The sequence below is a fragment of the Desulfosporosinus burensis genome (assembly GCF_054657535.1).
Map to the genome: position 1 here is coordinate 76,272 of NZ_BAAHYN010000014.1, position 22,645 is coordinate 98,916.

Genomic DNA, 22,645 nt, shown 5'->3' on the forward strand with positions numbered 1-22,645 from the left:
AAGAGGATACCTTGATAGTCATTAAAAATGCGGAATATGTTGCCTCTGCTGTGAAATATGAACAGTATCCAGTAGGCGGGTTGCCAGAGATAGCGATGGCTGGGCGGTCAAATGTGGGTAAGTCTTCGTTGATTAATAGTTTTCTGGGGCGGCGTAACCTCGCGCGTACTGGGAATACACCGGGCAAGACCCAAACCTTGAATTTTTACCGGGTCAATGACGCTTGGTTCCTTGTAGATTTACCGGGTTATGGTTACGCAAAGGTCGCGAAGACAGTTAATGCCCAATGGGGCCCAATGATGGAGGCCTATCTGAAAAAGCGAGAACCGTTACGCGCAGTTATTCATATTGTAGATATTCGCCATGCTCCAAGTGTAGAAGATATTGAGATGCAACAGTGGTTACGGACAATGCAGGTTCCAACCATGGTCGTAGCAACAAAAGTTGATAAAATCGCACGCGGACAATGGCAGAAACACTTGAACGTCATCGCTAAAGCCTTAGATATTCAAGATGTTTCACTGATTCTTCCCTTTTCGGCTCAGACTGGAGTCGGTAAGGAAGAATTGAATGAGGCGTTGGAAGAGATACTGGGACTTGTGTGAGGGACTTGTGTGACACAGCGCTCGGTGCTTACGACGCAGAGCAAACTAACCGTTCAAGCGCCTACTCTGGGGAGCGGGATACATCCTTCGGCGATAGTATTATATAAAAGAACCCGCCTACGGCGATAATCTCCACTGGAGACTATCGTACCAAACTCGCCGTCCTGCAAGAAGGCCTAATTCGTGCGAAGACAGTGTCTTCGGGCTCGGTTGGCGGCAGTGCACATCCGCTGGCCAAGGATGGCCGAGTGTCCCTGTAGCCAAGGATGGCGAGAAGGGACCTTGTGCACTGTCCCGTTTCTGGGGTCGGTCGCTTGAACGGAAGTTTGCTTTTCTGCTTACGTAAAGACGTCGCGCTCGTGTCACACTGCGTCCCTGGCTTGGGTCGGGGAACGAAGAACGAAGAACGTAGAACGTAGAACGAATGATGGGGAGACGGCACATTTTAATGTGCACCGTCTAGCCCGGGTTAATGATATAACCGGAGATCCATTAGTGTGGACTCCGGTTTTTTACGTACTTGTCGTGCAATTGACTTATTAAGTGGTTAGAGGCTTTTTAGGATGTCATGATGTCCTACCGCACGCAAAACAATAGTATCACTTGTCCGTTCAAAGATGATTCGAATATCCATATTCGCATAAGCTTCAATAAAGTCGGTGTCTTCGATCTTATGAGTTTGCAAAGATGGATGCCTTGGGTTATCGGCAAGGAAGCGGAGTGCCTTTAAAACCTGTTTTTGCTCCTTTTGCGATAGCAAGAGAAAGTCTGCATCAAATGGGTTGGTTCTTATTATTATTGGCATGGGCAAGCTCCTCCAGATCTTTAATAGCCTCCTCCATGTTGCTAAATGTTTTATACTCGCCCTTTTCCAGGGCTTCTTGGCTTAGGTTCATTTTTTCTTGCCACACTTTAGTCCAAAAGTATTTTTGATTCTTATCTACCCAGTCAACTGGTCTTAAGAAAATTCCGCCGTCTTTCTCCTCAATTATGACATGGTCCCCCTCATGTAAATTAAGGTTCTTAGCAATTTGGGCTAGGCTGACGATCATCCTTTTTTGAATTTGTTGAACAATAGCCATTCGATTTCCACCACCTTTCACAGTTCAGTTGTATATACAGTTTAGCACTATTTGTTAAGCATATCAACATATCGCGACAATCAAGGGGATGCATTGTTTGCCAGGCATAAAGAAATAGCCTGAGATCCATTTAATCCGAATAATGGACTCCGGCTTTTTTGTGTTCATATTAAAAAGTACACGAAGAAGACTCTTAAGCTAATTGTTTTATCATAAAAAAACCTCACTCTCGTATAGTTATAGAGTGAGAATTATTGGAGCTTATTAGAACCCTCGGGGAGTGAGCAAGAAGAAGGGAGGGTAATAGTTGAGAGATGTCGGGTTTTTAATTATAAGTCTGGGAATTATTTTGATTGGGGCTGAAGCCTTCACTAATGGGATTGAGTGGTTAGGGCAAAGGCTCAAGCTTGGGGCTGGAGCGGTGGGGAGTATTTTCGCAGCGGTTGGGACTGCCTTGCCCGAGACCATGGTTCCGATTATGGCTTTTTTAGGGGGAAGGGTGGGGCCGGAGGGTGAAGAAATTGGGATAGGAGCGATTCTTGGTGCGCCTTTTATGCTTGCGACAGTGGCTTTCTTTATCACTGGAATTTCAGCGCTTATATTCCGGCGCAGGAATCTCCCTCTGCGTATTGATGCTAAGGTTGTAAGCCATGATCTAAAATTTTTCCTGATCGTCTATTCAATGGCCATTCTAGCTTCCTTTTTACCCTCTCAAACACTTAAGAATGGTTCTGCTTTAATGTTAGTTGCAGCTTATGGAATTTATGTATACCAAACAGTGCGCGATTGCAAGGATGATTGCCAACATGAAAAGTTAGCACCCTTATATGTGTCCAGACACAATCCTCAACCATCGATGACCATGATTTTGGTACAAATCTTCTTGTCATTAGTGGCGATCGTATTTGGGGCGGATCGTTTTGTCGATGCTATACAACCCATCGCTGTAGCCGTTGGAATTCCAGTCTTTGTGCTAGCTTTAATAATTACTCCAATAGCAACCGAGTTACCGGAAAAATTTAATAGCGTCCTTTGGATCCGGCGGGGTAAAGATACGTTAGCTATGGGTAATCTAAGTGGAGCCATGGTGTTTCAAAGTTCTGTGATACCGGCTATCGGAATTGCTCTTACGCCTTGGAAACTTGATACCTTGGCACTCTGGAGTGCGCTGCTTGCTTTGGGAGCAGCGTTGATTCCTTACCTTTCACTTCGCTACAAAGGGGTGATTTTACCTACTACTCTCTTAATTGGAGGAGTCTTTTACCTTTTTTTCATTTTGACGGTGGTTCGTTTTTCGATCCCGTAAATTCTGCGATGAGCATACCTGCTAAGACCAATCCAGCCCCAAAGAGCCCTCTTTGGGTTAACATTTCTCCAGCAAAGAAAAACGCAGAGATGGCAGCGAATACCGGTTCCATGGAAAAGATGAGTGCGGTATGGGTCGGTGTGGTGAATTGTTGCATTTTAGTCTGCACAAAGAAGGCGAGTGAAGTTGCCGGAATGGCGGTAACTAATAAGGCTATCCATACCGTTGAGCTAAAGGATATGGAAGGCTGGGGCAATAGAAAGGAGAAAAATCCGCTTAAAATGCTGACGGTAAGAATCTGCACGCTGGCTAAAACTGTCGCATTTGTCTCAGGGGCATAACGCCCTACTAAGAAAATATGTAAGGCAAAGCTTACCGCACAGGCAAGGATCATGAGGTCACCCTTATTAAGCTGAAAGCGATCACCTAGGGAGAGAAAGGCTAGACCGACTAAGGCACAGACTATACCGAGGATTAGGCTGGGGCTTGGAAGTTTCCGTGTTGTCAGAGTAACTAAGGCTGGGACAAAAACGACAGAAAGTCCAGTGATAAACCCGGCGTTGGAGGCCGTGGTGTATTGCAGACCCACCGTTTGCCAAGCGTATCCGGAGAACAGAAAAACCCCTAAGGCGGCACCTTTTAGCACAGTGCCTTTGGAGATATGGGCCTTCTGTATCCAGAGAAACGGAAGTAAGCTAATAAATGCCAGAGCAAAGCGAATCGCTAGAAAAGGAAACGGGGGAAGGTCCTCGATTGCCCATTTAACGATGACAAACGTTGAACCCCAAACTAGGGTAACCAAAAGTAAGGAAAAATCAGCCCATTGGCTTTTACTCAACTTCAATCCAATTACTCCTCTTCTTTATCAATCTTAAGTATTTAATATCAAGTTATACTTTCTACGCTGAAATACATTTTCATCATCTGATGATGCTGTGAAGCGTCATGGGGGTCTGCCCTGTAAATAACTATGACATTCATCAGTAGTGCCGCTTAGCGGCATGGGAGTCTGACTAAGCTCAGAAAGGCCGTTGCGCAGGTTACGCAACGGCCTTTCTGAGCTTAAATGCATTTTGGCACAGTGATTACGCAATTTCTAGTATACAGAAACAAATGCCAACTGAACAGAGGGATTTATTAACCTCTTCCTCCCTGATGCGGTCCTGGAAGATCTATCATAGGCAATTGTGCCTCTGGCATAGGTTCTTGGCCTATGATCGGAGTGTAGATTGGTGGAGGAGAACATGGCGTTGGTGGCGGACACGGGGCAAATTCGCCGCAATATTGTTGCTTCGCTTGACAGAATAAATGGTAGTGACGTTCTTCATCAGCGGCCATTTCCATAAGAATACACTGAATTTCTGGAATGGGTATTTTTTGCGCGAGTTCAAGATATTCCTGATGGTCTCTGGCCTCGTCTGCAATGTTAGAGTCTAGCAGAGCGCAAAGGTCGCTGGTATAGTTGACAAAATTCGCTCGCCATTCAACCCAGTGCCCACTACTTAATGCTCCGTATTTCGGGTCAACCCCCAGATGACGTAAGGCAAGAGCTAATTTTTCGAGATGTCGCATTTCGTCATAAGCAATGGGGCGTAACAAGGCATCGAAATCTGGGTGGTCCAGAAGCACGGCTTGATATAGGTAGGTTGTGATCGCGGTTAATTCGGAATCCTTACCAGCATAAGCCTCGTAGAGCCACGTGGCGTATGTAAAGGTAGGTTCGGGAATCTGCATGGGGGTAGCAGGTTCACGGAATTCCTGGACGGGGAGAAGTAAAACTTGGCCAGCATATATGCGATCAGGATGTTTTAAATGATTAAGTTGGATTATCTCAGCCATTTCGACATTGTAGGCCTTGGCAATTTTATAAATGGTATCCCCTGCATGTACAGTATATCGTGCATAATCCATCACGACTCCTCCTTTTTCATATGACATAGCACACTATATTCGCAAAGGGGAAGACATGATAATGGGTAATAATGGATTAAAGTTGGAATATATTGGACAAGTTCGACGTAGTAATGGTATTAGGATAACTATGTAGAAATCTTATCGATAATAAGTATATAAAAGGGGGGCGGGAGATGGGTCTTTTTATTTTGAGGGGAATCACAACGGCTTTGCTAGTTACAGTTTTGACCCTTTTTGCTGGTGTTATATGGGGCGCCATAGGTCTAGGAGGCCTGAGTACCTCTAGGTTATTGGATATTGGGCTTCTGGCAAGTTGTTTAGTGGGGGGGTACAGAACAGCAAAAGAAAGCGGTGTCTGGTTAATGGGCGGGGTCACTGGAGCTGGCTATGTTACAGTGGGGACTCTATTGCTGGCTCTATTCCTTCCCATTCAGGGGTGGGGCTTCATACAAGTTCTGGTCGAGGGTGCCTTGATTGGTTTAGTAGCTGGGGCGTTCGGAGCAGGCAGGAAGCGGGAAGTCGAGAGTTCCTGGAACGCAGGAAAGAGTCATACATTTTTTACTCCCTCCTATGCGAGTTGTGGTATAGATGACCACTTCAGCAGTAAGTTCGATTGGGAGACGGAGCCTATATCAAAGGACGATTTCGCAGAGAATCAAGGGGCTAAGAGGAATCCTGATGAAGGTTCAGATATAGAATGGCCTTGGGACAGGGAGAATAAAAATAAAAAATCAAAATTCTCAAGCCCAAAAAATTCTGGAATTTCGCAGATTTGGGAATCAGAGCCGCTAGATAATGATCTCGCTGATTGGGCGAGAGGGGGAGAGGATAAGGATAAAGCGGGTACGGAAAAGGTAAACGCGAGAAAAGTAGTTACGGGAAAAGTTACTTCGGAGAAAAATAGAGATTCGAGACCGTGGTGGGAGCAATAGGATTATTCATAGTGATACGTTAACGAAAGCAGGAAAAAGAACTAGCTGAGAGAATAATACTAATAAGTAAGAACATAATACGAAAAAGGCAAAGGAAATTGGAGGACTGAGAATGAATTTTCTTGAATTAGCTCAAGCTCGGCGGAGTTTGCGCACCTATCTGGATAAACCCATCGAACAGGAAAAATTGGAGTATATTTTAGAATCAGCCCGGTTAGCTCCGTCTTGGAAAAATCTACAGTGCTGGCGATTTGTTTTGGTCGAAGATACAGCAGGGCGTAAGGCTTTAGCTGAATGTATGAGTGAGAGTAATCCTGGACGGAAGGCTTTGATGGGAGCTCCTATGGTCATTGTTCTATGTGCAGTCCCTAGTGAATCAGAAGTATGGGAAGGCAAGGACTTTATGATGTTAGATGCAGGACTTGCCATGGAACATTTGGTGTTAGCTGCAACAGATCAAGGGTTAGGGACCTGCTGGCAGGGTCTGTTTAGTGAGGAGAAAGCAAGGGAGGCTTTGAATGTTCCTGGAAATGTTCGAGTAGTAGCGATGACTCCTTTAGGATATGCTGCTGAGGAACGACGCCCGCGTCCTAGGAAGGCGATGGCAGAGATAGTTTTCCGAGGAAAATGGGGAGGACTTGTGTGACACAGCGCTCGGTGCTTGCGACGCAGAGCAAACTAACCGTGTAAGCTCCTATATGAGGAGCGGGGTCCCCGCCAAATTCGCCATCCCTGGCTCAGTTGGCGGCTTCGCACGTCCTGTGCTCAGCCCCGTATCTGGGGTCGCTTACACGGAAGTTTGCTTTTCTGCTTTCGCAAAGACGTCGCCCTCGTGTCACACTGCGTCCTTGGCTTGGGTCGGAGAACGGAGAACAGACGGGGAATGGAACGTCTGGGGGACGGCATATTTCATGTGCGCCGTCTGAAGGGTGGAATTGTGTGACAGAGGGGGGGATGGGGTCAGGCCTAGGTGAAATATAGGTGAAATTTTGTGTGTAAGAGTGATGTTTTTAAAGGAAGAAGGGGAGGTACTTTGACTTGCAAGCAAGTCAAGTACCCCCATATTGCGCGCACGGCTAGCGTAGTGCTTATAGTGCAGCTTCAGCTGCATTTACATCGGTAACCATTAGCTGAATTTTCTCGGTGCTGTCAAGAATCCTTTTCAAGGCATTCCGCTTTTTTATAACAAAAAAGGAAGATATAAGTAATAAACATTCCAAGTAATCTTAGCCTCAAGCGAACTCGTTCAACTTAAGAAGTTGAACATCGAGCTTTCGGTATTGGTTTCCAGCGAGCCTTATAGCGAAGGCGCAAAGCAACTGATGAATATATCGCGCCGCGAGATGGAGTATACCACCACCTTCGTTAGATGAACTTACTCTAATTTGATCCTTGAATATATAAAGAAGAGGAACCTCATTTTAAAACCTTCAATGAGCACGTCTTTTTTTTGTATATTATTGGCTAAGCAGCGTAGACTACGCCTATTAAGATTGTGCATTGAAAAATGCGTAAGTCGAAGATGGGGGATTATCTTGTTGTTTACGACCGCCCTACTCATAGTTGCGCTTTCTGTTTTGGGGACACTCATTGCAGGAATCATACTTTTGTTGGTATTTTATCTTGTCGGTAAACGTTTGTTCCGAACAATCGTACAACGGCTTTTTGGTTTAGTGATTGAAAGGCTTCTTAAAGATAAGTATCATGAAAACCTGGCGGAATTGTGGAGTGCTGTACGTCGTACTTCACTCCAAACTATTCTAGAAATCAGTTTACGTGCTGAAGAAGGGAAACAAATCCATCGCCCTCTAGGCTCCCCAAAACCACTGCCCCATTATGATACCCTAATGTTCGTCGCTGCTCAAATGGCGCGTCTTCCTAAAGATGCCAGCATTCCGATAGACATGAAGGTAACCCTCGGGTCGAAGGCAGAAAAGCCTCTCCAGATCGATATTCCGTTAATGATCTCGGGCATGGGGTATGGGGTCGGGCTGAGCGAAGAAGCTAAACGTGCCTTAGCTAGGGCAGCAAAACAACTCGGAACCGCTACCAATTCTGGTGAGGGTCCCTTTCTTCAAAGCGAACGGGATGAAGCCGACAAATTCATCTGGCAAATTAGTCGGAGCACTTGGGGGCATAGTCCTCAAGGGATTGCTGCTGCGGATATGCTGGAAGTACAGATGGGACAAGGGTCAAGTGTAGGTTCCCGAGCACATGAACCTAATTCTATAAAGGGAAAAGCACAAAAACTCATGGGCATATCCCCTGTGGAATCCGTCGTGTCAACTGCAGTCATCCCAGGAATTAATTCTCCTTGGGATTGGCCAAAGTATGTTGCGGATTTGCGTTCCGAAGCAGCTGGGAAGCCTATTGCTATCAAAATTATGGCCACAGGCGGTTTAGAGCGGGACTTAGCCGTTTGTTTGGAGGCTGACTTTGATGTCATTGTGCTCGATGGGTGTCAAGGTGGTTCGTCTGGGGCAACACCCCTGATCTGCGATGATTTGGGAATCCCAAGTCTCTTAGCCTTAGTGCGCGCAGAACGTTTTTTGCGCGAACAGGGAGCCCGTAAAGAAGTGAGCTTGGTGGTCGGGGGAGGATATGCTACACCAGGGCAATGTTTAAAAGCTATAGCGTTGGGGGCAGATGCGATCTATCTAGGAACTGTTCCTCTGTTCGGATTAATCCATAACCAAATCCATAAAATTCTCCCCTGGGAACCGTTAACCCAATTGGTGTATTACGATTCCCCCTATAAACAACGACTGGATATTTCTTTGGCCAGTAAAAGTGTAGCCAATGTCTTAAAATCAATGGTCTTAGAAATGGAAGAGGGAATACGCGCCTTAGGGAAAACTGCTTTGTCGGAGCTTGGTCCTAACGATCTTGTCGCAGTGGATGAATGGACCGCTAAAGTAACCGGCGTAAGACGTGCAGATACTCGGCAAGACTGATACTCCGCGTGACTAAAGTCGGCGGGTTCTTAGGTACATAGACTTCCGTTCTACTCTCGCTTACTGGCATGGTAGTTCATAGTTACCATGGTAGGGCTCTTGATGTATGTTGTGCTGTGTCAGCGTATAGCCTTTGGACTGGCGTGGGAAAATATGGCTATTGGAACTGCTTAGGCCAATTTGAGTATGTAGAGAAGAAATAATAAGTTCGAAAGCTTTAAGATTTTGACAATATTTATCATGCCGAGTATAATATAAAAAATGAATATTTCGAGATAAACCCTAAGAATGTAAGGAATAGCGTGATAAACCGTTCAGAGAGAAAGGCTTAAGCTGGGAGGCCTTTTCGGAGAGCGCTAAGGTCGTACAGGAGGGGCAGGGGGGAATAAAGTACTCTCTGACGGAAAATCCCCGTTAGCGCATGATAAGTGCTGAGGAGACCCTGTGTCGCTCAGAATAAAGGTGGTACCACGGAAGCTTTTCGTCCTTTACCAGGATTAAAGGCTTTTTTTGATTGGGAGGAAGTGTCTTAGCCCACTCGCACATCCTACGCCGGTAGGTATTCCTTTTGGGATCGCGGCTTCGGCGATACTCTATCCTTCAGCGCCATAGTATTCGTTAAGGGCCATGCGCTTTCGGCGATACTCTCCACTGGAGACTATCGTACTGGAGACTATCGTGATCCATTGCTATTCGCTTGTCGCTCAGGCTAAACCGCAAAACTTCTGGGCTTTCTGCATGTGCGTCGCTCCTTGCCATCCATGGCACCGCGACATCAGTCCATCCATGGACAAGTCCCGTTAAATAGTTTGTTATAGATGGAAGGAGTTACGAAATATAATGGAAGAAATATCGGATAAAACAGAAACCATCGAAATGGCTAAAACTTACGATTCGAGCTTAGTTGAGGGGAAATGGTATCAGTATTGGGAGGAAAATGGCTTTTTTCATCAAGAGGTGCAAAAGGATAAACCAGCGTTTAGTATTGTGATGCCGCCGCCCAACGTGACAGGGGCCCTTCATCTTGGGCATGCCATGGACAGTACAATTCAAGATATCTTAACGCGCTTTAAGCGGATGCAGGGCTACAATACGCTCTGGGTACCTGGAACGGATCATGCCGGAATTGCGACTCAAGCTAAAGTAGAGGCGCAGTTGGCTGAGGAAGGGACAAGTCGACAGGAACTGGGGAGAGAGAAGTTCTTAGAACGGGTTTGGGAGTGGAAACGGCAATACGGTGGGCGAATTACTCAGCAGTTGCGCAGACTGGGTGCTTCTTGTGATTGGGAACGTGAGCGCTTTACCATGGATGAAGGGTGTTCTAAGGCAGTTCGGGAAGCCTTCGTTGACCTCTATCAAAAAGGTCTGATTTATCGCGGAAATTATATTATCAACTGGTGTCCGAAATGCCATACCACGATTTCGGATATTGAAGTAGAGCACCATGATCGAGACGGGAATCTTTATCACCTAAGATACCCAGTCAAAGACAGTCAAGAAGCGCTGGTTGTGGCAACGACTCGACCGGAAACTATGCTCGGAGATACTGCCGTGGCGGTTCATCCTGAGGACAAGCGATATGCGCATTTAATAGGCAAAACCTTGATTCTGCCTCTGATGGATCGGGAAATCCCTATTATAGCGGATGACTATGTCGATCGAGAATTCGGGACGGGTGCTGTTAAGATCACTCCCGCCCACGACCCGAATGACTTTGAAATGGGGCTTCGTCATCAATTGCCTCAGATCATGGTCTTAGATAAAGAAGCCAAGATGAATGAAAATGCGGGTCGCTATCAAGGGATGGATCGTTTCGAAGCGCGTAAAGCGGTCGTGGAAGATTTAAAAGCGGCAGGGGCTCTCGTCAAAATCGATGCTCATGCCCATGCGGTAGGGGAATGCTATCGTTGCTCCAGCGTGATCGAGCCGATGGTGAGTCGACAGTGGTTCGTAAAAATGGCCCCTCTTGCCGAGCCTGCCATAGATGTTGTTCGGGATGGACGTTTAGAATTTGTACCGGATCGATTTGACAAGATTTATCTGGGTTGGATGGAAAATATCCGGGATTGGTGTATTTCTCGTCAACTATGGTGGGGACACCGCATTCCGGTTTGGTATTGCGAAGCCTGCGGTAAGGAGATCTGTGCCGGCGAGGATCCGTTGAGCTGCCCGAGCTGTGGAGTAAAGAACCTGAAGCAAGATCCCGATGTTTTAGATACCTGGTTTTCCTCGGGTCTTTGGCCTTTTTCCACCTTGGGTTGGCCGGAGAAAACAGCTGAGTTGAAACAGTTTTACCCGACCTCCGTCTTAGTGACCGGCAGGGATATCATTTTCTTTTGGGTTGCCCGCATGATATTTATGTCCTTGGAGTCTATGAAGGAAGTGCCCTTCCCGAAAGTCATGATTCACGGGCTGGTCTTGGATGCCCAAGGGCGAAAAATGAGTAAATCATTGGGCAACGGTGTGGACCCGATCGAAGTGATTGAGCAGTACGGAGCAGACACCTTGCGCTTTATGTTAATCACAGGGAATACCCCAGGCAATGATCTCCGTTTTCATCCTGAACGGCTAGAAGCAACCCGGAATTTCTCCAATAAGATTTGGAACGCTTCAAGGTATGTAATCATGAATTTAGAAGACTACGAGCCAGGTCCTCGTGGAGAACTAACGCTAGTGGATCGCTGGATCCTCTCCCGCTATGCCTCTATCGTAGAGAAGGGGACAGAAGCTCTAGAAAACTTTGATCTCGGAGAAGGTGGACGATTACTCTTTGAGTTTATCTGGAGTGAGTTCTGTGATTGGTATATTGAGCTGACTAAGCCACGCCTTTACAACAAAGAAGATGCTGTAGCTCGGCATACTGCCCAATCCGTCCTGCTTGAAGTCCTCGAAGGAACCCTGCGGCTGTTGCATCCCTACATGCCGTTTCTCACGGAAGAGATCTGGCAGAACCTCCCGAAAGAGGGGGAGGGTAGCATCATGGTGCAGTCCTGGCCACAAGTACCACAGTATAAGGACGCTGAAGCCGAGAGTAATATGACTCTGCTCATGGATACCATCAAAGCAATCCGCAATATTCGCGCCGAGATGAAAGTTTCACCTGGACAAAAGGTCGAAATCCTGATCCTTGCCCCAGATGGAGTTCAACGTAAGGTGCTCGAAAACGGGAAGCCAGATATCCTGAAATTGGCTGGAGGGGCGAGCGTAGACATCTTTGAAAGGTTGGCAGAGAAGCCTGCTCAAGCAGCCAGTGCCGTTCTTGAGGGTGTAGAGATTTATCTGCCCTTAAAAGGATTGATGGATTTTGATAAAGAAATAACTCGGATCGAAAAAGAAATTATTGCAGCCAGCCTAGATATTCAAAGTCTAGACCTAAAACTAAATAATCCGGGATTCACCAACAAAGCACCTGCAGCAGTCGTGGCCAAAGAGAGAGAGAGACTAGAAGGCCTCTTAGCCCGCAAAGTGGCTTTAGAAGAACGCTTAAAAGAGTTAAAGTAAGGTATTTGAAGGATGGTCATGCAGTTTACCGCCTTGAAATTGAACTACACTAGACTTGTAGCTTGTGACACTGATTCTTGTCCTTGGTTCTTGAATCTTGTCCTAGATTTTTAAGTCTTGAGTCTTGGTTTTTGAATCATGAACATGTATACGTAAATCGGCAGGAGGAAAGGGAATGTCCGAAAAGGATCTTGAAAAGGAATATTCTGAGAGCTTACAATACCTCGCTAACCTGACGACGTTCGGAATAAATTTTGGGCTGGGGCGTATTCAAGAACTTCTTAAACGATTGGGAAATCCGGAAAGAGTTCTGCGCGTAGTCCATGTAGGAGGTACGAACGGCAAGGGTTCGACAACGGTCATGATTGCTCGTATCTTACGGGAAGCGGGGTACAAGGTCGGAGTCTTTACCTCGCCTCATATGCACGATTATCGGGAACGAATGGTCATCAACGGGCAAATGATCCCCAAAGAAAAGGTCATCCAGGTGATTACGCGCGTGCGCCCACATTTAGAAGCTATGGTTGCGGAAGGTTATGAGCATCCGACCGAGTTTGAGGTAAGCACTGCGCTCGCGTTCCTCTATTTCGCGGAGGAAAGCGTCGATTATGCTGTTATAGAAGTGGGGTTAGGTGGAGCCATCGATTCGACCAATGTGGTTAGCCCTCTAGTTTCGGTCATCACTAATGTTGGAATGGATCACATGGACTATTTAGGTTCTGATGTAGTTTCCATCGCCAAGGTAAAAGCAGGTATTATTAAACCCCAGTCAGTGGTAGTGACAGCCTCTGAAAACTTAGACGTGATCGAAGTATTGCGTGAACAAGCTAAGGCTATGGGTGTTCCCTTGTGGTTAGTGGGGGAAGATGTCCGCTGGGAAAGCAAATGGAGTGGAGAACTGGAACAGGAATTTGACCTCATAGGCTTACACTCAACCTACTTGAAGTTGCGCCTACATTTAATGGGACTCCACCAACTCCGCAACGCAGCAACAGCAATCACCGTCTGTGAAGTGTTGCAAAGTCAATATGATGTGAGAATACCTAGAGAAGCGATCTATGCTGGATTGCGTGACGTAGAGTGGTTCGGGCGTTTAGAACTACTTTCCCTGAACCCTAAGATCCTATTGGATGGAGCGCATAATGTCGATGGAGCTAAGGCATTAGCTCAGGCACTCCCACTCTATAAACGTAACAAGCTCATACTTTGTTTGGGGATGCTGGCGGATAAGGAACGGGAAAAGGTCGTGGATATGCTCGTGCCTTTGGCGGATGAAATCATTATCACCCGTCCCGATTCACCGCGAGCAGGGGACTGGAGGGCTCTTGGAAAATTGGCTGAACAGCATGGTCGTCCGGTAACCTGTATCGAAAATCCCAAGGAAGCCGTGGTTTTTGCTCTTAAGCGTCTTGGAGAAAACGACATGCTCTGTGTTACTGGTTCAATCTACATGCTGGCAGAGGCACGCCAAGCCCTAATCGATGATTTAAAGCAGGATTAGTAATTCCTCCATTGATCGACAGAAACGAAAAAAATAACACAACTCGTCCAAGATTTGATATAATACTCTGTGGACTAGATAATGTTGCTGAATCTGTTTCAATGAGAGGTTACGATCCGTGAAAATCAGAGTAAGTTTAGGGTTGGGGGATATAGTATGTTTAAGTTAACACCAAAAGAAGACAAATTTTATCAACTCTTTTCGGAAAGTACCGAGATTATTTCTAAATCACTTAAAAGACTCTATGGAATCATGCAGCAAGACAGTGTATCTGCTGAAGATGCTGCTCAAATGCATCGGTTCGAAAACGAAGCTGACAGTGTAACGAATCAAATCTTGGAACGATTAAATTGTACGTTTATCACACCCTTAGATCGTGAAGACATTTATAAACTTGCCCAAGTCCTTGATGATATCGTCGATTATGCGGAAGGTACTGTGGAGCGCATGCTTCTTTATCGAACCAGCAAACCCTCACTAGGAGCGCAAGAACTTGTTCATCTAGTGACATTAGCAGCAGAACAAATTCAGACAGCTTTTTCTTGTTTAGGAAATTTACATTACAAGAAATCGATGATCTTGGCGGCGGCAGAAGAGATTTATCACCTAGAGAGTGCAGGAGATAAACTCTACCGTTCTGAAGTGGCCCGACTGTTCGAACATGAGAAAGACCCCATAGAAATCATTAAATGGAAAGAGATTTTGGAACATATAGAATCAACCTTAGATCATTGTGAAGCTATTGCCGATCTGCTTAAAAGTGTGGTCTTGAAATATGACTAGTCTGGGTGTGCTGTTAGTCATTGTGGTGTTTTTAGCTTTAGCGTTCGATTACATCAACGGCTTCCATGATACGGCTAATGCGATTGCCACCAGTGTTTCGACTCGGGCCTTGAGCCCCAAACGGGCGGTGATTCTGGCAGCCGTCTTAAATCTTTTTGGTGCTCTCTATAGTACCGGAGTTGCCCAAACGATCGCTAAAGACATTGTTTCGCCGAAATTTGCGACCCAAGAGGTCGTAATTGCTGCTTTGCTTAGTGCAATCGTCTGGAACATTCTCACCTGGTACGTGGGGATTCCGAGTAGTTCCTCACATGCCCTAATTGGTGGAATGGTTGGAGCAGCTGTTGCAAAAGTTGGATTTAGCGTTTTACACTGGCAAGGTTTAGGTAAGATCCTTGCAGCACTGATTCTTTCCCCTATTATAGGAATGGCGCTAGGGTTTATTATTATGAAGGTATTAGCTTTTTCTTTCGGCAATTTTTCGCCGTCGCGACTCAATCATGGGTTCAAGAAGATGCAAATCATCTCTGCGGGCTTATTGGCCTTTAACCACGGCTCCAATGATGCTCAGAAATCCATGGGGATCATCACCATGGCTCTTGTTGCAGCGGGCTTACAATCACAGACCGATCTTGCACCGCAAATATGGGTAAAAGTTGCCTGCGCTGTGGCGATGGCTGCTGGAACCGCTGCGGGGGGGTGGAAGATTATCCGCACCATGGGAGGGAAGATCTTCAAGTTGGAGCCCATCAATGGTTTTGCCGCAGATTTAACCTCATCCCTCGTAATCTGGACAGCGACTGCCCTTCCAGGTCTCCATCTCCCCGTTTCCACCACCCATGTCGTTTCGGGTTCGATCATGGGGGTCGGGAGCGCCAAGCGGGTTTCCGCAGTGCGCTGGGGAGTGGCCCAACAAATGCTTGTTGCCTGGCTTGTGACTATTCCTACAACTTCTATACTCGCAGCGCTTTTTTACTTTGGCTTGTCAAAAATCATTGTATAATGGCTGCTAATTTCCTTGGACCTTGGTCGTCTGATCAAGGTCTTTCGACTATAGTCTTCTCGGTCTATTTCTGCAATTCTTAACATATCTTCCGTGTAGAGAAGTTTGTCCAGAACAACACGGAAGGGGAATGGACATGAAAGTCATGGAGCAGATTCGAGTAGTCGTTGTTTTAATTTTAGGGATGATGGCATTAGGTTTACTGACTTGGGGAATCGGGAAAATTTACATAGAGCTAGTGGGTCAAAGCCGGGGGGCCCAAACTAGTCAAAGAGGCACTAATCCCGACAATAATACCGTTCTGGTTCTACCTGAAGTGACGTTCTGGACTTGTCAAGTTGGCGTCTTTCAAAATGAATCCAATGCGCAAATGAGTAAAGAGCAAATCAAAATGCTAGGGTTTAAAGCCGAAGTAATCAGCTCCAATCCTTGGGTGGTTGGCATTGGCTTGGGGCATTCAACAAGTGAATTAAAAGGGTTACGAACATTATTGGCAGAAAAAGGAATTTACACCGTTCCTAAACAAATTACCCTTCCTGAACGATCCTTCCGAGTCGCTGGGAAGGGTGCACAGCTAACAGTAGAAATGTTAACAAACGTTAACATTATACTCAAGGGGGGCATGATGGCCGAAGCACTCGCGAAGGAACATCAATTATGGAATGCCCAAGCAGATAATCATCCTCCTAAAGATTTGGAAGAACTTCATCAATATTATAATTTACTACGCACAAAAACGACTCCAGAAGAGCAAAAAGCTTTAGGATTATCGTTATTTTATGAGTCACAGAGGGTTATAAACCTACTATCTGGTAAATAATAAATATAAATCATATTCCATATTTTAAGTTTTTGGAAATTAGAGCTAGGATTAAATTGCGTTTTTAATCGATAGTGCTATAATTAGCATATCATCTTAGCTAGCAAATTCCAGCAAAGAAATGAGGGATCCAATTGAAGACGCTAAAAATTCCAGAGGCAACCATTATTCGACTTTCAGTATACTCGCGTCATTTGACTGAAGTTGATCGAAAAGGAATTGTCACCACCTCCTCGGGAGAAATTGCTGATGGAGTTGGCGTTAGTCCTGCTCAAGTGCGAAAGGACTTGGCCTACTTTGGGGAGTTTGGGACTAGGGGTGTCGGGTACAATGTCAAAGATCTCCGTCAACATATTCTGAGGATCCTAGGATTAGGTGTTAATTGGAGCGTTACCCTTGTCGGAGTAGGAAACTTAGGCTTGGCTTTAAGTTCCTATAAAGGTTTTAAAGAACGAGGTTTTGTCATTACCAGTATATTTGACGCGGATCCGAAAAAAGTAGGAACCATGATCGGTAACGTGGAAGTTCTGCCCATCGAGCAACTAGAAGATATCGTGAAACTAAACCAAACACAGATCGGTATAGTAGCTGTTCCGGCAGCTGTCGCACAAGAAATTGTTGATCAATTGATTAGAGCCGGAGTGGAAGCCATCCTGAATTTTGCCCCGGTCGTTTTGAATGTACCGCCGGAGATTGAGCTCCGGAACGTTGATTTAGCGGTAAACCTCGAAGTGTTGACTTTTAATGTCTGTGGACAAAAGTGCTATTAAGCACGCAAGTTGGGGACGGTTCTGGGGAGGGTCGCGTCACACTTGCTCAGCCATGCGATCGTCGTGCCAAACTAGGGCTTTAAGCCCTGATGGAAGGCAGGGTACCCGGCCAAAGCGACGTCCCTGTCGCATGGCCGGCGGAACACATCCTTGTGTTCCGCCCTGCTATGAAAGCGGCTTAAAGCCGAGTTTGGCTACGACTCACGCAAAGGCGTTCGCGCCGTGTGATCGCGACCCTCTGCATGTCAGGGACGTCAGGGACGATGGTAGCGAGCTATTCAAGTTGGGGGCGGTTCTTGATTTGCATCTGGGGAGGGTCGCGTCACACTTGCTCAGCCATGCGATCGTCGTGCCAAACTAGGGCTTTAAGCCCTGATGGAAGGCAGGGTACCCGGCCAAAGCGACGTCCCTGTCGCATGGCCGGCGGAACACATCCTTGTGTTCCGCCCTGCTATGAAAGCGGGTTTAAAGCCGAGTTTGGCTACGACTCATGCAAAGGCTTCGCGCCGTGTGATTGCGACCCTCTGCATGTCAGGGACGATGGTAGCGAGTCGTGCAAGACGAATGCAAGACGAGAGCAAGTTGGGGACGGTTCGTGACTTGCATGCACCGTGTGGAAAAAAGAGCCCTGTGGCAGTTCTTGGGGAGGAACTGCCATAGGGCTTTTTACGCTGATTCGGAACATTACGCGGGTAAGTTTTATTGTTAAAAAATGTTGACCTGTTGTACAGTAATAGGAACCTGTCGTATAATAGCACAATAAGAATTGTATTTAGATTTCCGCTGGAAGGGTCAGGACAAAGCGCTACAAGTTGGTAGGTGCCAACTACACTAAGTGGGAAAATAGCCCGTGGCAAGTTCTTGGAACATCGCCATCAGGCTCTTATTAGTACAAAACGCACTTCAGCTGGAAGCTTTTGCTATTGGATGGCATAGGCTGTGTTGAAAGAAGAGGGGGAGAATATTGAATCAGAACCAAGGAAAAAAAATCACTGTGTACGATACAACGTTGCGAGATGGAGCTCAAGGGGAAGGGATCCATTTTTCAACGCAAGATAAGGTAAGTTACGTTAAGAAGATTGCGGAAATGGGTAGTCTCTATGTAGAGGCGGGCTGGCCGGGTGCTAACCCATTGGATCAGGAATTTTTCCAACAAGCTCGCGACTTGCATTCCCCTTTGACTCGCATTGTTGCTTTTGGCAGTACCTGCAAAGTCAAGGAGTCTCCGGAGCAAAGCGATATTCTGTTAAATCTCTTGGCATCAGGAGCGAAGACGATTACGATCTTCGGGAAGTCCTGGGATCTGCATGTTAGGGATGTTTTACGGGCAACATTGGAAGAAAACCTTCGCTTGATACGAGAGTCCGTGTCTTTCTTGCTTCAACAAGGACGGGAAGTCTTCTTTGATGCCGAGCATTTTTTTGATGGTTTTAAGGAGAATCGGGATTATGCTTTGAAGTGTATTGCGGCTGCTCTCGAGGGAGGGGCGAAGACCATTATTTTGTGTGATACGAATGGAGGAAGCATGCCGGCTGAAGTAGCAAAAGGAGTTAGAGTTGTCATGCAGGAATTTAATCCCCCAGAACTTGGAATCCATGTCCACAATGATAGAGGTCTGGCAGTTGCCAATTCAATGATTGCTGTGGAATCTGGGGTCACTCAAATTCAGGGGACTTGGAATGGGTTTGGGGAACGGTGTGGAAATGCCAATTTAAGTACCCTCATTCCCTTATTACAGCTCACTGGGGATTACTCGGTAGTTTCTGAGGAGGCATTGTTAAAAATCACCTCCTTTTCTCGCTACGTTGCTGAATTGACCAATGCCCCTTTTGATGAAAAACAGCCGTTTGTGGGCCGCAGTGCGTTTGCGCATAAAGCAGGTATGCACGTAGATGCGATTCTAAAAAACCAACGGACCTTTGAACACATGGATCCTGCTGGGGTTGGAAATGAACGACGAATATTAATTTCTGATCAGGCAGGAAAGGCAAATATATGGGAACGTCTACGTCGCTTTGAACCCACCATGTCTAAAGAAGACCCACGGGTTGAGAGTGCCATGATCGAAATCAAAGAATTGGAACATAACGGGTTTCATTTCGAAGCAGCTGAAGGAAGCCTTGATCTGTTACTTCTGAAAATCCTCGGCAAGGTTCCCACACCTGCCTTTGAAGTTTTAGATTATCATGTTTGGAGTGACCCTTTGCGAGGAGAACTAGACTCAGTGGCAGTCGTTAAGGTAAAAGTGGGTCAAGATACGGTACAGATTGCCTCGGAGGGGAACGGGCCGGTGAATGCCTTAGATACGGCATTGAGACAGGCTCTCGTCAGTTTCTTCCCGATTTTGGGTCAAAGTCAACTTGTTAATTACAAGGTGAGGGTTCTGGATGGTTCGCGAGGTACAGAAGCAATCGTGCGAGTGATCATTGATACTCGGCTAGAACATGAAGTTTGGGGGACCATAGGAGTTTCTAAGAATATCCTCAAGGCTAGCGCCCAGGCTCTACTTGATGCAATCAATTGGACGATCTGGAAGTATCAATAGGACGAGAGCGAGAGGCCGGGAGGGTCGCGTCACACTTGCTCAGCCATGCGATCGTCGTGCCAAGCTAGGGCTTTAATCCGTATGCAAGCGGGCAGGGTTCCCGACCAAAGCGACATCCGTGTCGCATGGTCGGCGGAACACATCCTTGTGTTCCGCCCTGCTTTATGAAAGCGGATTAAAGCCGAGTTTGGCTACGACTCACGCAAAGGCAATCGCGCCGTGTGACGCGACCCTCTGGAAAGAATGGAAAACGCAAATCCTGAAAAAAGTAAATCACCTTGTTTAGATGACATACAAGCACACCTTGCCTTATTGTACAATATACTGTACAATAAAAGTGAGGTGAATTATATGATAGCAATAAGTTATTCGACTGTAAGACAAAATTTTAAAGAATATTGCGAAAAGGCTACAAATGATTTTGAGACTATTATTATTACTCGCGAACGTGGAGAAAATGTGGTTATGATTTCGGAGGCTGAATACAATAACCTTCTGGAAAATATTTACGTGAGAAGGAACCCTAAATATTATAATGAACTCCTTAAATCCATAGGACAACTTAAAAGTGGTAAAGGAAAGAAACGGGAACTGCTGGATGATTAAGATATTTTCAGATATTGCATGGAATCATTACTTGTATTGGCAAACAGAAGATAAGAAAATATTAAAAAAAATCAATGAGTTAATACGAGATATTGAAAGGAATGGGAATGAAGGAATTGGTAAGCCTGAACCATTGAAACATGAATTATCTGGATATTGGAGTCGTCGCATTACAGATGTTCACCGTTTAATTTATCAAATTGACGTTGACAAGATTAATATAATCAGTTGCAGAAATCATTATTGAATGAGCCGAGGAATTTATCCTCGGTTCATTCAATAATAATTTGACATTTTGGTGACCCTACCCCGGGTAGCTTGCTCTGCATAAATTGCTTTGTTTGATTCATAATAATCCAGTGTAAATAATGTTCCGGACAATAACTTCAGCTGAATGGAAAATCTCTAACATAAATTCTCGACAGACCTCTTGAGCTGATATATTATGTATACAATATACAGAGTTAATATTATTGGGGGAGAGTGTAGTATGCGGGAAGAAAAGGATTTGTTAGGAGTTCACGAAGTCCCGGATGACGTATATTATGGCATACAAACACTCCGTGCAACGGAGAACTTTCCAATTACGGGATATCCTCCCCATGGGGAGTTAATTCGTGCTTTAGGTATGGTTAAGGGCGCAGCAGCTGAGGCGAATATGTATATTGGAAGCTTGAATCCTTCTATAGGAAAAGCAATTGTGCAGGCGTCTAGGGAACTGATTAGTGGTCAGTTTCACGAGCAATTCGTGGTTGATGTAATCCAGGGTGGAGCTGGGACGTCCATGAATATGAATGCCAATGAAGTCATTGCTAATCGGGCAATTGAGATTCTTGGTGGAAAAAAGGGTGAGTACTTTAAAGTCCATCCCAACACTCATGTCAACATGGCTCAAAGCACCAACGATGTTTTCCCTACGGCAATCCGGATTGCTTGCCTGAATGTGGCCTTTGATTTGCTCGAATCCTTAGACAGTTTACGCCAGTCCTTTGCAGATAAGGCTCAAGAGTTTGACGGTATTATAAAAATGGGGAGAACGCATTTGCAAGATGCCGTTCCCATTCGGTTAGGCCAGGAGTTTGCAGCGTATGCTCACATGTTAGGGCGAGATATTAAGCGAATCAAAGAATCGATACGATCCCTAGAAGTCATGAACATGGGCGCCACGGCGGTGGGCACAGGATTAAATGCAGATCCCAAATATATTGAAAAAGTAACTGAGTACTTGCGTGACTGGACTCACTTACCCATGCGACTGGCCGAAGATCTAGTTGATGGGACTCAAAACACGGATGCGTTCATGGAAGTCTCAGGATCCTTAAGAACGTTAGCCGTAAATCTTTCCAAAATCGCCAATGATTTGCGTTTGATGGCCTCAGGTCCACGGACGGGACTAAATGAGCTAAATCTACCGCCTATGCAACCAGGTTCTTCTATTATGCCTGGAAAAGTCAATCCAGTGATCGCGGAAGTGGTCAATCAAGTTGCCTTTCAGGTTCAAGGGAATGATTTTACCATTGGTTTAGCCTGTGGGGCTGGACAACTAGAACTCAATGTCATGGAGCCGGTGATGGTCTTTAATTTACTACAATCGTTAGACATCCTGCGCAATGTGACTCGTATCTTTCGAGAACGCTGTGTCATAGGCATCACAGCCAATGTAGAGCGTTGCCGCGCGATGGTGGAAAATAGCGTTGGTTTAGTGACAGCTATCAATCCCCATGTGGGATATGAGGTAGCATCAAGCGTAGCCAAAGAAGCTATCTTATGTGGTCGACCAGTCTGCGCTATCGTATTGGAAAAGGGAATTCTGACAAAAGAAGAACTCGATGTGATCTTAAACCCCTATGAGATGACCAAACCAGGTATTGCGGGTGCGGAGCTGTTAAAACGGTGAGGGGAGGGTCGCGTCACACTTGCTCAGCCATGCGCTCGTCGTGCCAAACTAGGGCTTTAAACCCTAGATGGAAGAGGCAGGGCGAAACACGGGTGAGTGTTTCGACCAAAGCGACATCCGTGTCATGGCCGGCGGAACACATCCTTGTGTTCCGCCCTGCTCTGAAAGCGGGTTTAAAGCCGAGTTTGGCTACGACTCACGCAAAGGCTTCGCGCCGTGTGAGCGCGACCCTCTGGGGCTGGTAAGATACTTTGATCCCAAACATCTTAGTTTGGGTTATGCGGTGCTCTAAACTCGAAAGCCCTGTTTCGAGTTTGGAGCACCTTTTTCGTTAACTAAGAATATCCAAAAAAGGAACGTCACTCTTGGTATCAATCCCGAACGCCCTCTTACCCCAGCATCCCTCCTGCTTCTTCTTATCAGCGA

General features: G+C 46.0%; 23 protein-coding genes and 1 other annotated feature. Of the genes, 18 read left to right on the plus strand and 5 right to left on the minus strand.

Annotation, left to right across the window (positions count from 1 at the left end; translation table 11 throughout):
* Window positions 1–11: 11 nt before the first annotated feature.
* Window positions 12–605 carry a ribosome biogenesis GTP-binding protein YihA/YsxC gene (gene yihA, locus ACYQ3Q_RS22315; RefSeq protein WP_459930752.1) on the plus strand — a complete coding sequence of 198 codons (594 nt, stop codon included), beginning with the start codon at window positions 12–14 and terminating at the stop codon, window positions 603–605.
* Between the two features lie 547 nt (window positions 606–1,152).
* Here the strand turns inward: yihA and ACYQ3Q_RS22320 are convergent.
* Window positions 1,153–1,410 carry a type II toxin-antitoxin system RelE/ParE family toxin gene (locus ACYQ3Q_RS22320; protein WP_459930679.1) on the minus strand — a complete coding sequence of 86 codons (258 nt, stop codon included), beginning with the start codon at window positions 1,408–1,410 and terminating at the stop codon, window positions 1,153–1,155.
* Window positions 1,379–1,687, minus strand: coding sequence for an AbrB/MazE/SpoVT family DNA-binding domain-containing protein (locus tag ACYQ3Q_RS22325; protein ID WP_459930680.1), 309 nt, complete (start codon window positions 1,685–1,687; stop codon window positions 1,379–1,381). Before ACYQ3Q_RS22325 ends, ACYQ3Q_RS22320 begins: the two co-directional genes overlap by 32 nt.
* Window positions 1,688–1,994: 307 nt before the next feature.
* Between ACYQ3Q_RS22325 and ACYQ3Q_RS22330 the strand changes: the two genes are divergently transcribed.
* Window positions 1,995–2,993, plus strand: a complete 999-nt coding sequence (locus ACYQ3Q_RS22330) for a sodium:calcium antiporter (protein ID WP_459930681.1) — start codon at window positions 1,995–1,997, stop codon at window positions 2,991–2,993.
* Here ACYQ3Q_RS22330 and ACYQ3Q_RS22335 read toward each other — a convergent pair.
* Together ACYQ3Q_RS22335 and ACYQ3Q_RS22340 are read right to left on the minus strand one after the other, a co-directional pair.
* Window positions 2,959–3,837: a DMT family transporter gene (locus ACYQ3Q_RS22335; RefSeq protein WP_459930682.1), complete on the minus strand. Its 879-nt coding sequence runs from the start codon at window positions 3,835–3,837 to the stop codon at window positions 2,959–2,961. The two genes, ACYQ3Q_RS22330 and ACYQ3Q_RS22335, sit on opposite strands and share 35 nt — an antisense overlap.
* 293 nt (window positions 3,838–4,130) lie before the next feature.
* Window positions 4,131–4,904, minus strand: a complete 774-nt coding sequence (locus ACYQ3Q_RS22340) for a LysM peptidoglycan-binding domain-containing protein (protein ID WP_459930683.1) — start codon at window positions 4,902–4,904, stop codon at window positions 4,131–4,133.
* A gap of 176 nt (window positions 4,905–5,080) precedes the next feature.
* Here ACYQ3Q_RS22340 and ACYQ3Q_RS22345 point away from each other — a divergent pair, with 176 nt between their 5' ends.
* From ACYQ3Q_RS22345 to aspA, 16 genes are all read left to right on the plus strand, one after another.
* On the plus strand, window positions 5,081–5,839 hold the full coding sequence (locus ACYQ3Q_RS22345) for a hypothetical protein (RefSeq protein ID WP_459930684.1): 759 nt from the start codon (window positions 5,081–5,083) through the stop codon (window positions 5,837–5,839).
* 112 nt (window positions 5,840–5,951) lie between these two features.
* The gene (locus tag ACYQ3Q_RS22350) at window positions 5,952–6,485 is read left to right on the plus strand and encodes a nitroreductase family protein (RefSeq protein ID WP_459930685.1); all 534 of its coding nucleotides are present in this window, start codon (window positions 5,952–5,954) and stop codon (window positions 6,483–6,485) included.
* Window positions 6,478–6,765 carry a hypothetical protein gene (locus ACYQ3Q_RS22355; protein ID WP_459930686.1) on the plus strand — a complete coding sequence of 96 codons (288 nt, stop codon included), beginning with the start codon at window positions 6,478–6,480 and terminating at the stop codon, window positions 6,763–6,765. The genes ACYQ3Q_RS22350 and ACYQ3Q_RS22355 overlap by 8 nt, the downstream gene beginning before the upstream one ends.
* 633 nt (window positions 6,766–7,398) lie before the next feature.
* The gene (locus ACYQ3Q_RS22360; protein WP_459930753.1) at window positions 7,399–8,793 is read left to right on the plus strand and encodes an FMN-binding glutamate synthase family protein; all 1,395 of its coding nucleotides are present in this window, start codon (window positions 7,399–7,401) and stop codon (window positions 8,791–8,793) included.
* Between the two features lie 275 nt (window positions 8,794–9,068).
* Window positions 9,069–9,285 (plus strand) — a binding site (T-box leader).
* 348 nt (window positions 9,286–9,633) lie between these two features.
* Window positions 9,634–12,294: a valine--tRNA ligase gene (locus ACYQ3Q_RS22365; RefSeq protein WP_459930687.1), complete on the plus strand. Its 2,661-nt coding sequence runs from the start codon at window positions 9,634–9,636 to the stop codon at window positions 12,292–12,294.
* Between the two features lie 175 nt (window positions 12,295–12,469).
* The gene (locus ACYQ3Q_RS22370) at window positions 12,470–13,795 is read left to right on the plus strand and encodes a bifunctional folylpolyglutamate synthase/dihydrofolate synthase (RefSeq protein WP_459930688.1); all 1,326 of its coding nucleotides are present in this window, start codon (window positions 12,470–12,472) and stop codon (window positions 13,793–13,795) included.
* A 156-nt stretch (window positions 13,796–13,951) separates the two neighbouring features.
* Complete coding sequence (locus ACYQ3Q_RS22375; RefSeq protein ID WP_034142149.1) at window positions 13,952–14,578, plus strand: DUF47 domain-containing protein; 627 nt, start codon at window positions 13,952–13,954, stop codon at window positions 14,576–14,578.
* A complete protein-coding gene (locus ACYQ3Q_RS22380) occupies window positions 14,571–15,581 on the plus strand; it encodes an inorganic phosphate transporter (protein WP_459930689.1) in 1,011 nt (336 codons plus the stop codon). The genes ACYQ3Q_RS22375 and ACYQ3Q_RS22380 overlap by 8 nt, the downstream gene beginning before the upstream one ends.
* A gap of 136 nt (window positions 15,582–15,717) precedes the next feature.
* Window positions 15,718–16,401 (plus strand): SPOR domain-containing protein, encoded by a 684-nt coding sequence (locus tag ACYQ3Q_RS22385; RefSeq protein ID WP_459930690.1) that lies wholly within the window; start codon window positions 15,718–15,720, stop codon window positions 16,399–16,401.
* Window positions 16,402–16,535: 134 nt separating this feature from the next.
* Window positions 16,536–17,171 carry a redox-sensing transcriptional repressor Rex gene (locus ACYQ3Q_RS22390; RefSeq protein ID WP_459930691.1) on the plus strand — a complete coding sequence of 212 codons (636 nt, stop codon included), beginning with the start codon at window positions 16,536–16,538 and terminating at the stop codon, window positions 17,169–17,171.
* 52 nt (window positions 17,172–17,223) lie between these two features.
* Window positions 17,224–17,532: a hypothetical protein gene (locus ACYQ3Q_RS22395; protein WP_459930692.1), complete on the plus strand. Its 309-nt coding sequence runs from the start codon at window positions 17,224–17,226 to the stop codon at window positions 17,530–17,532.
* 92 nt (window positions 17,533–17,624) lie between these two features.
* Window positions 17,625–17,831: a hypothetical protein gene (locus tag ACYQ3Q_RS22400; protein WP_459930693.1), complete on the plus strand. Its 207-nt coding sequence runs from the start codon at window positions 17,625–17,627 to the stop codon at window positions 17,829–17,831.
* 304 nt (window positions 17,832–18,135) lie between these two features.
* The gene (cimA, locus tag ACYQ3Q_RS22405) at window positions 18,136–19,716 is read left to right on the plus strand and encodes a citramalate synthase (RefSeq protein WP_459930694.1); all 1,581 of its coding nucleotides are present in this window, start codon (window positions 18,136–18,138) and stop codon (window positions 19,714–19,716) included.
* Between the two features lie 243 nt (window positions 19,717–19,959).
* Window positions 19,960–20,322: a type II toxin-antitoxin system Phd/YefM family antitoxin gene (locus tag ACYQ3Q_RS22410; RefSeq protein WP_459930695.1), complete on the plus strand. Its 363-nt coding sequence runs from the start codon at window positions 19,960–19,962 to the stop codon at window positions 20,320–20,322.
* A complete protein-coding gene (locus ACYQ3Q_RS22415) occupies window positions 20,315–20,569 on the plus strand; it encodes a Txe/YoeB family addiction module toxin (RefSeq protein ID WP_034142154.1) in 255 nt (84 codons plus the stop codon). Before ACYQ3Q_RS22410 ends, ACYQ3Q_RS22415 begins: the two co-directional genes overlap by 8 nt.
* Before the next feature lie 243 nt (window positions 20,570–20,812).
* Window positions 20,813–22,219 (plus strand): aspartate ammonia-lyase, encoded by a 1,407-nt coding sequence (gene aspA / locus ACYQ3Q_RS22420; protein WP_459930696.1) that lies wholly within the window; start codon window positions 20,813–20,815, stop codon window positions 22,217–22,219.
* A gap of 13 nt (window positions 22,220–22,232) precedes the next feature.
* Here aspA and ACYQ3Q_RS22425 read toward each other — a convergent pair whose 3' ends face one another.
* On the minus strand, window positions 22,233–22,361 hold the full coding sequence (locus tag ACYQ3Q_RS22425; protein WP_459930697.1) for a hypothetical protein: 129 nt from the start codon (window positions 22,359–22,361) through the stop codon (window positions 22,233–22,235).
* Window positions 22,362–22,645 lie beyond the last annotated feature (284 nt).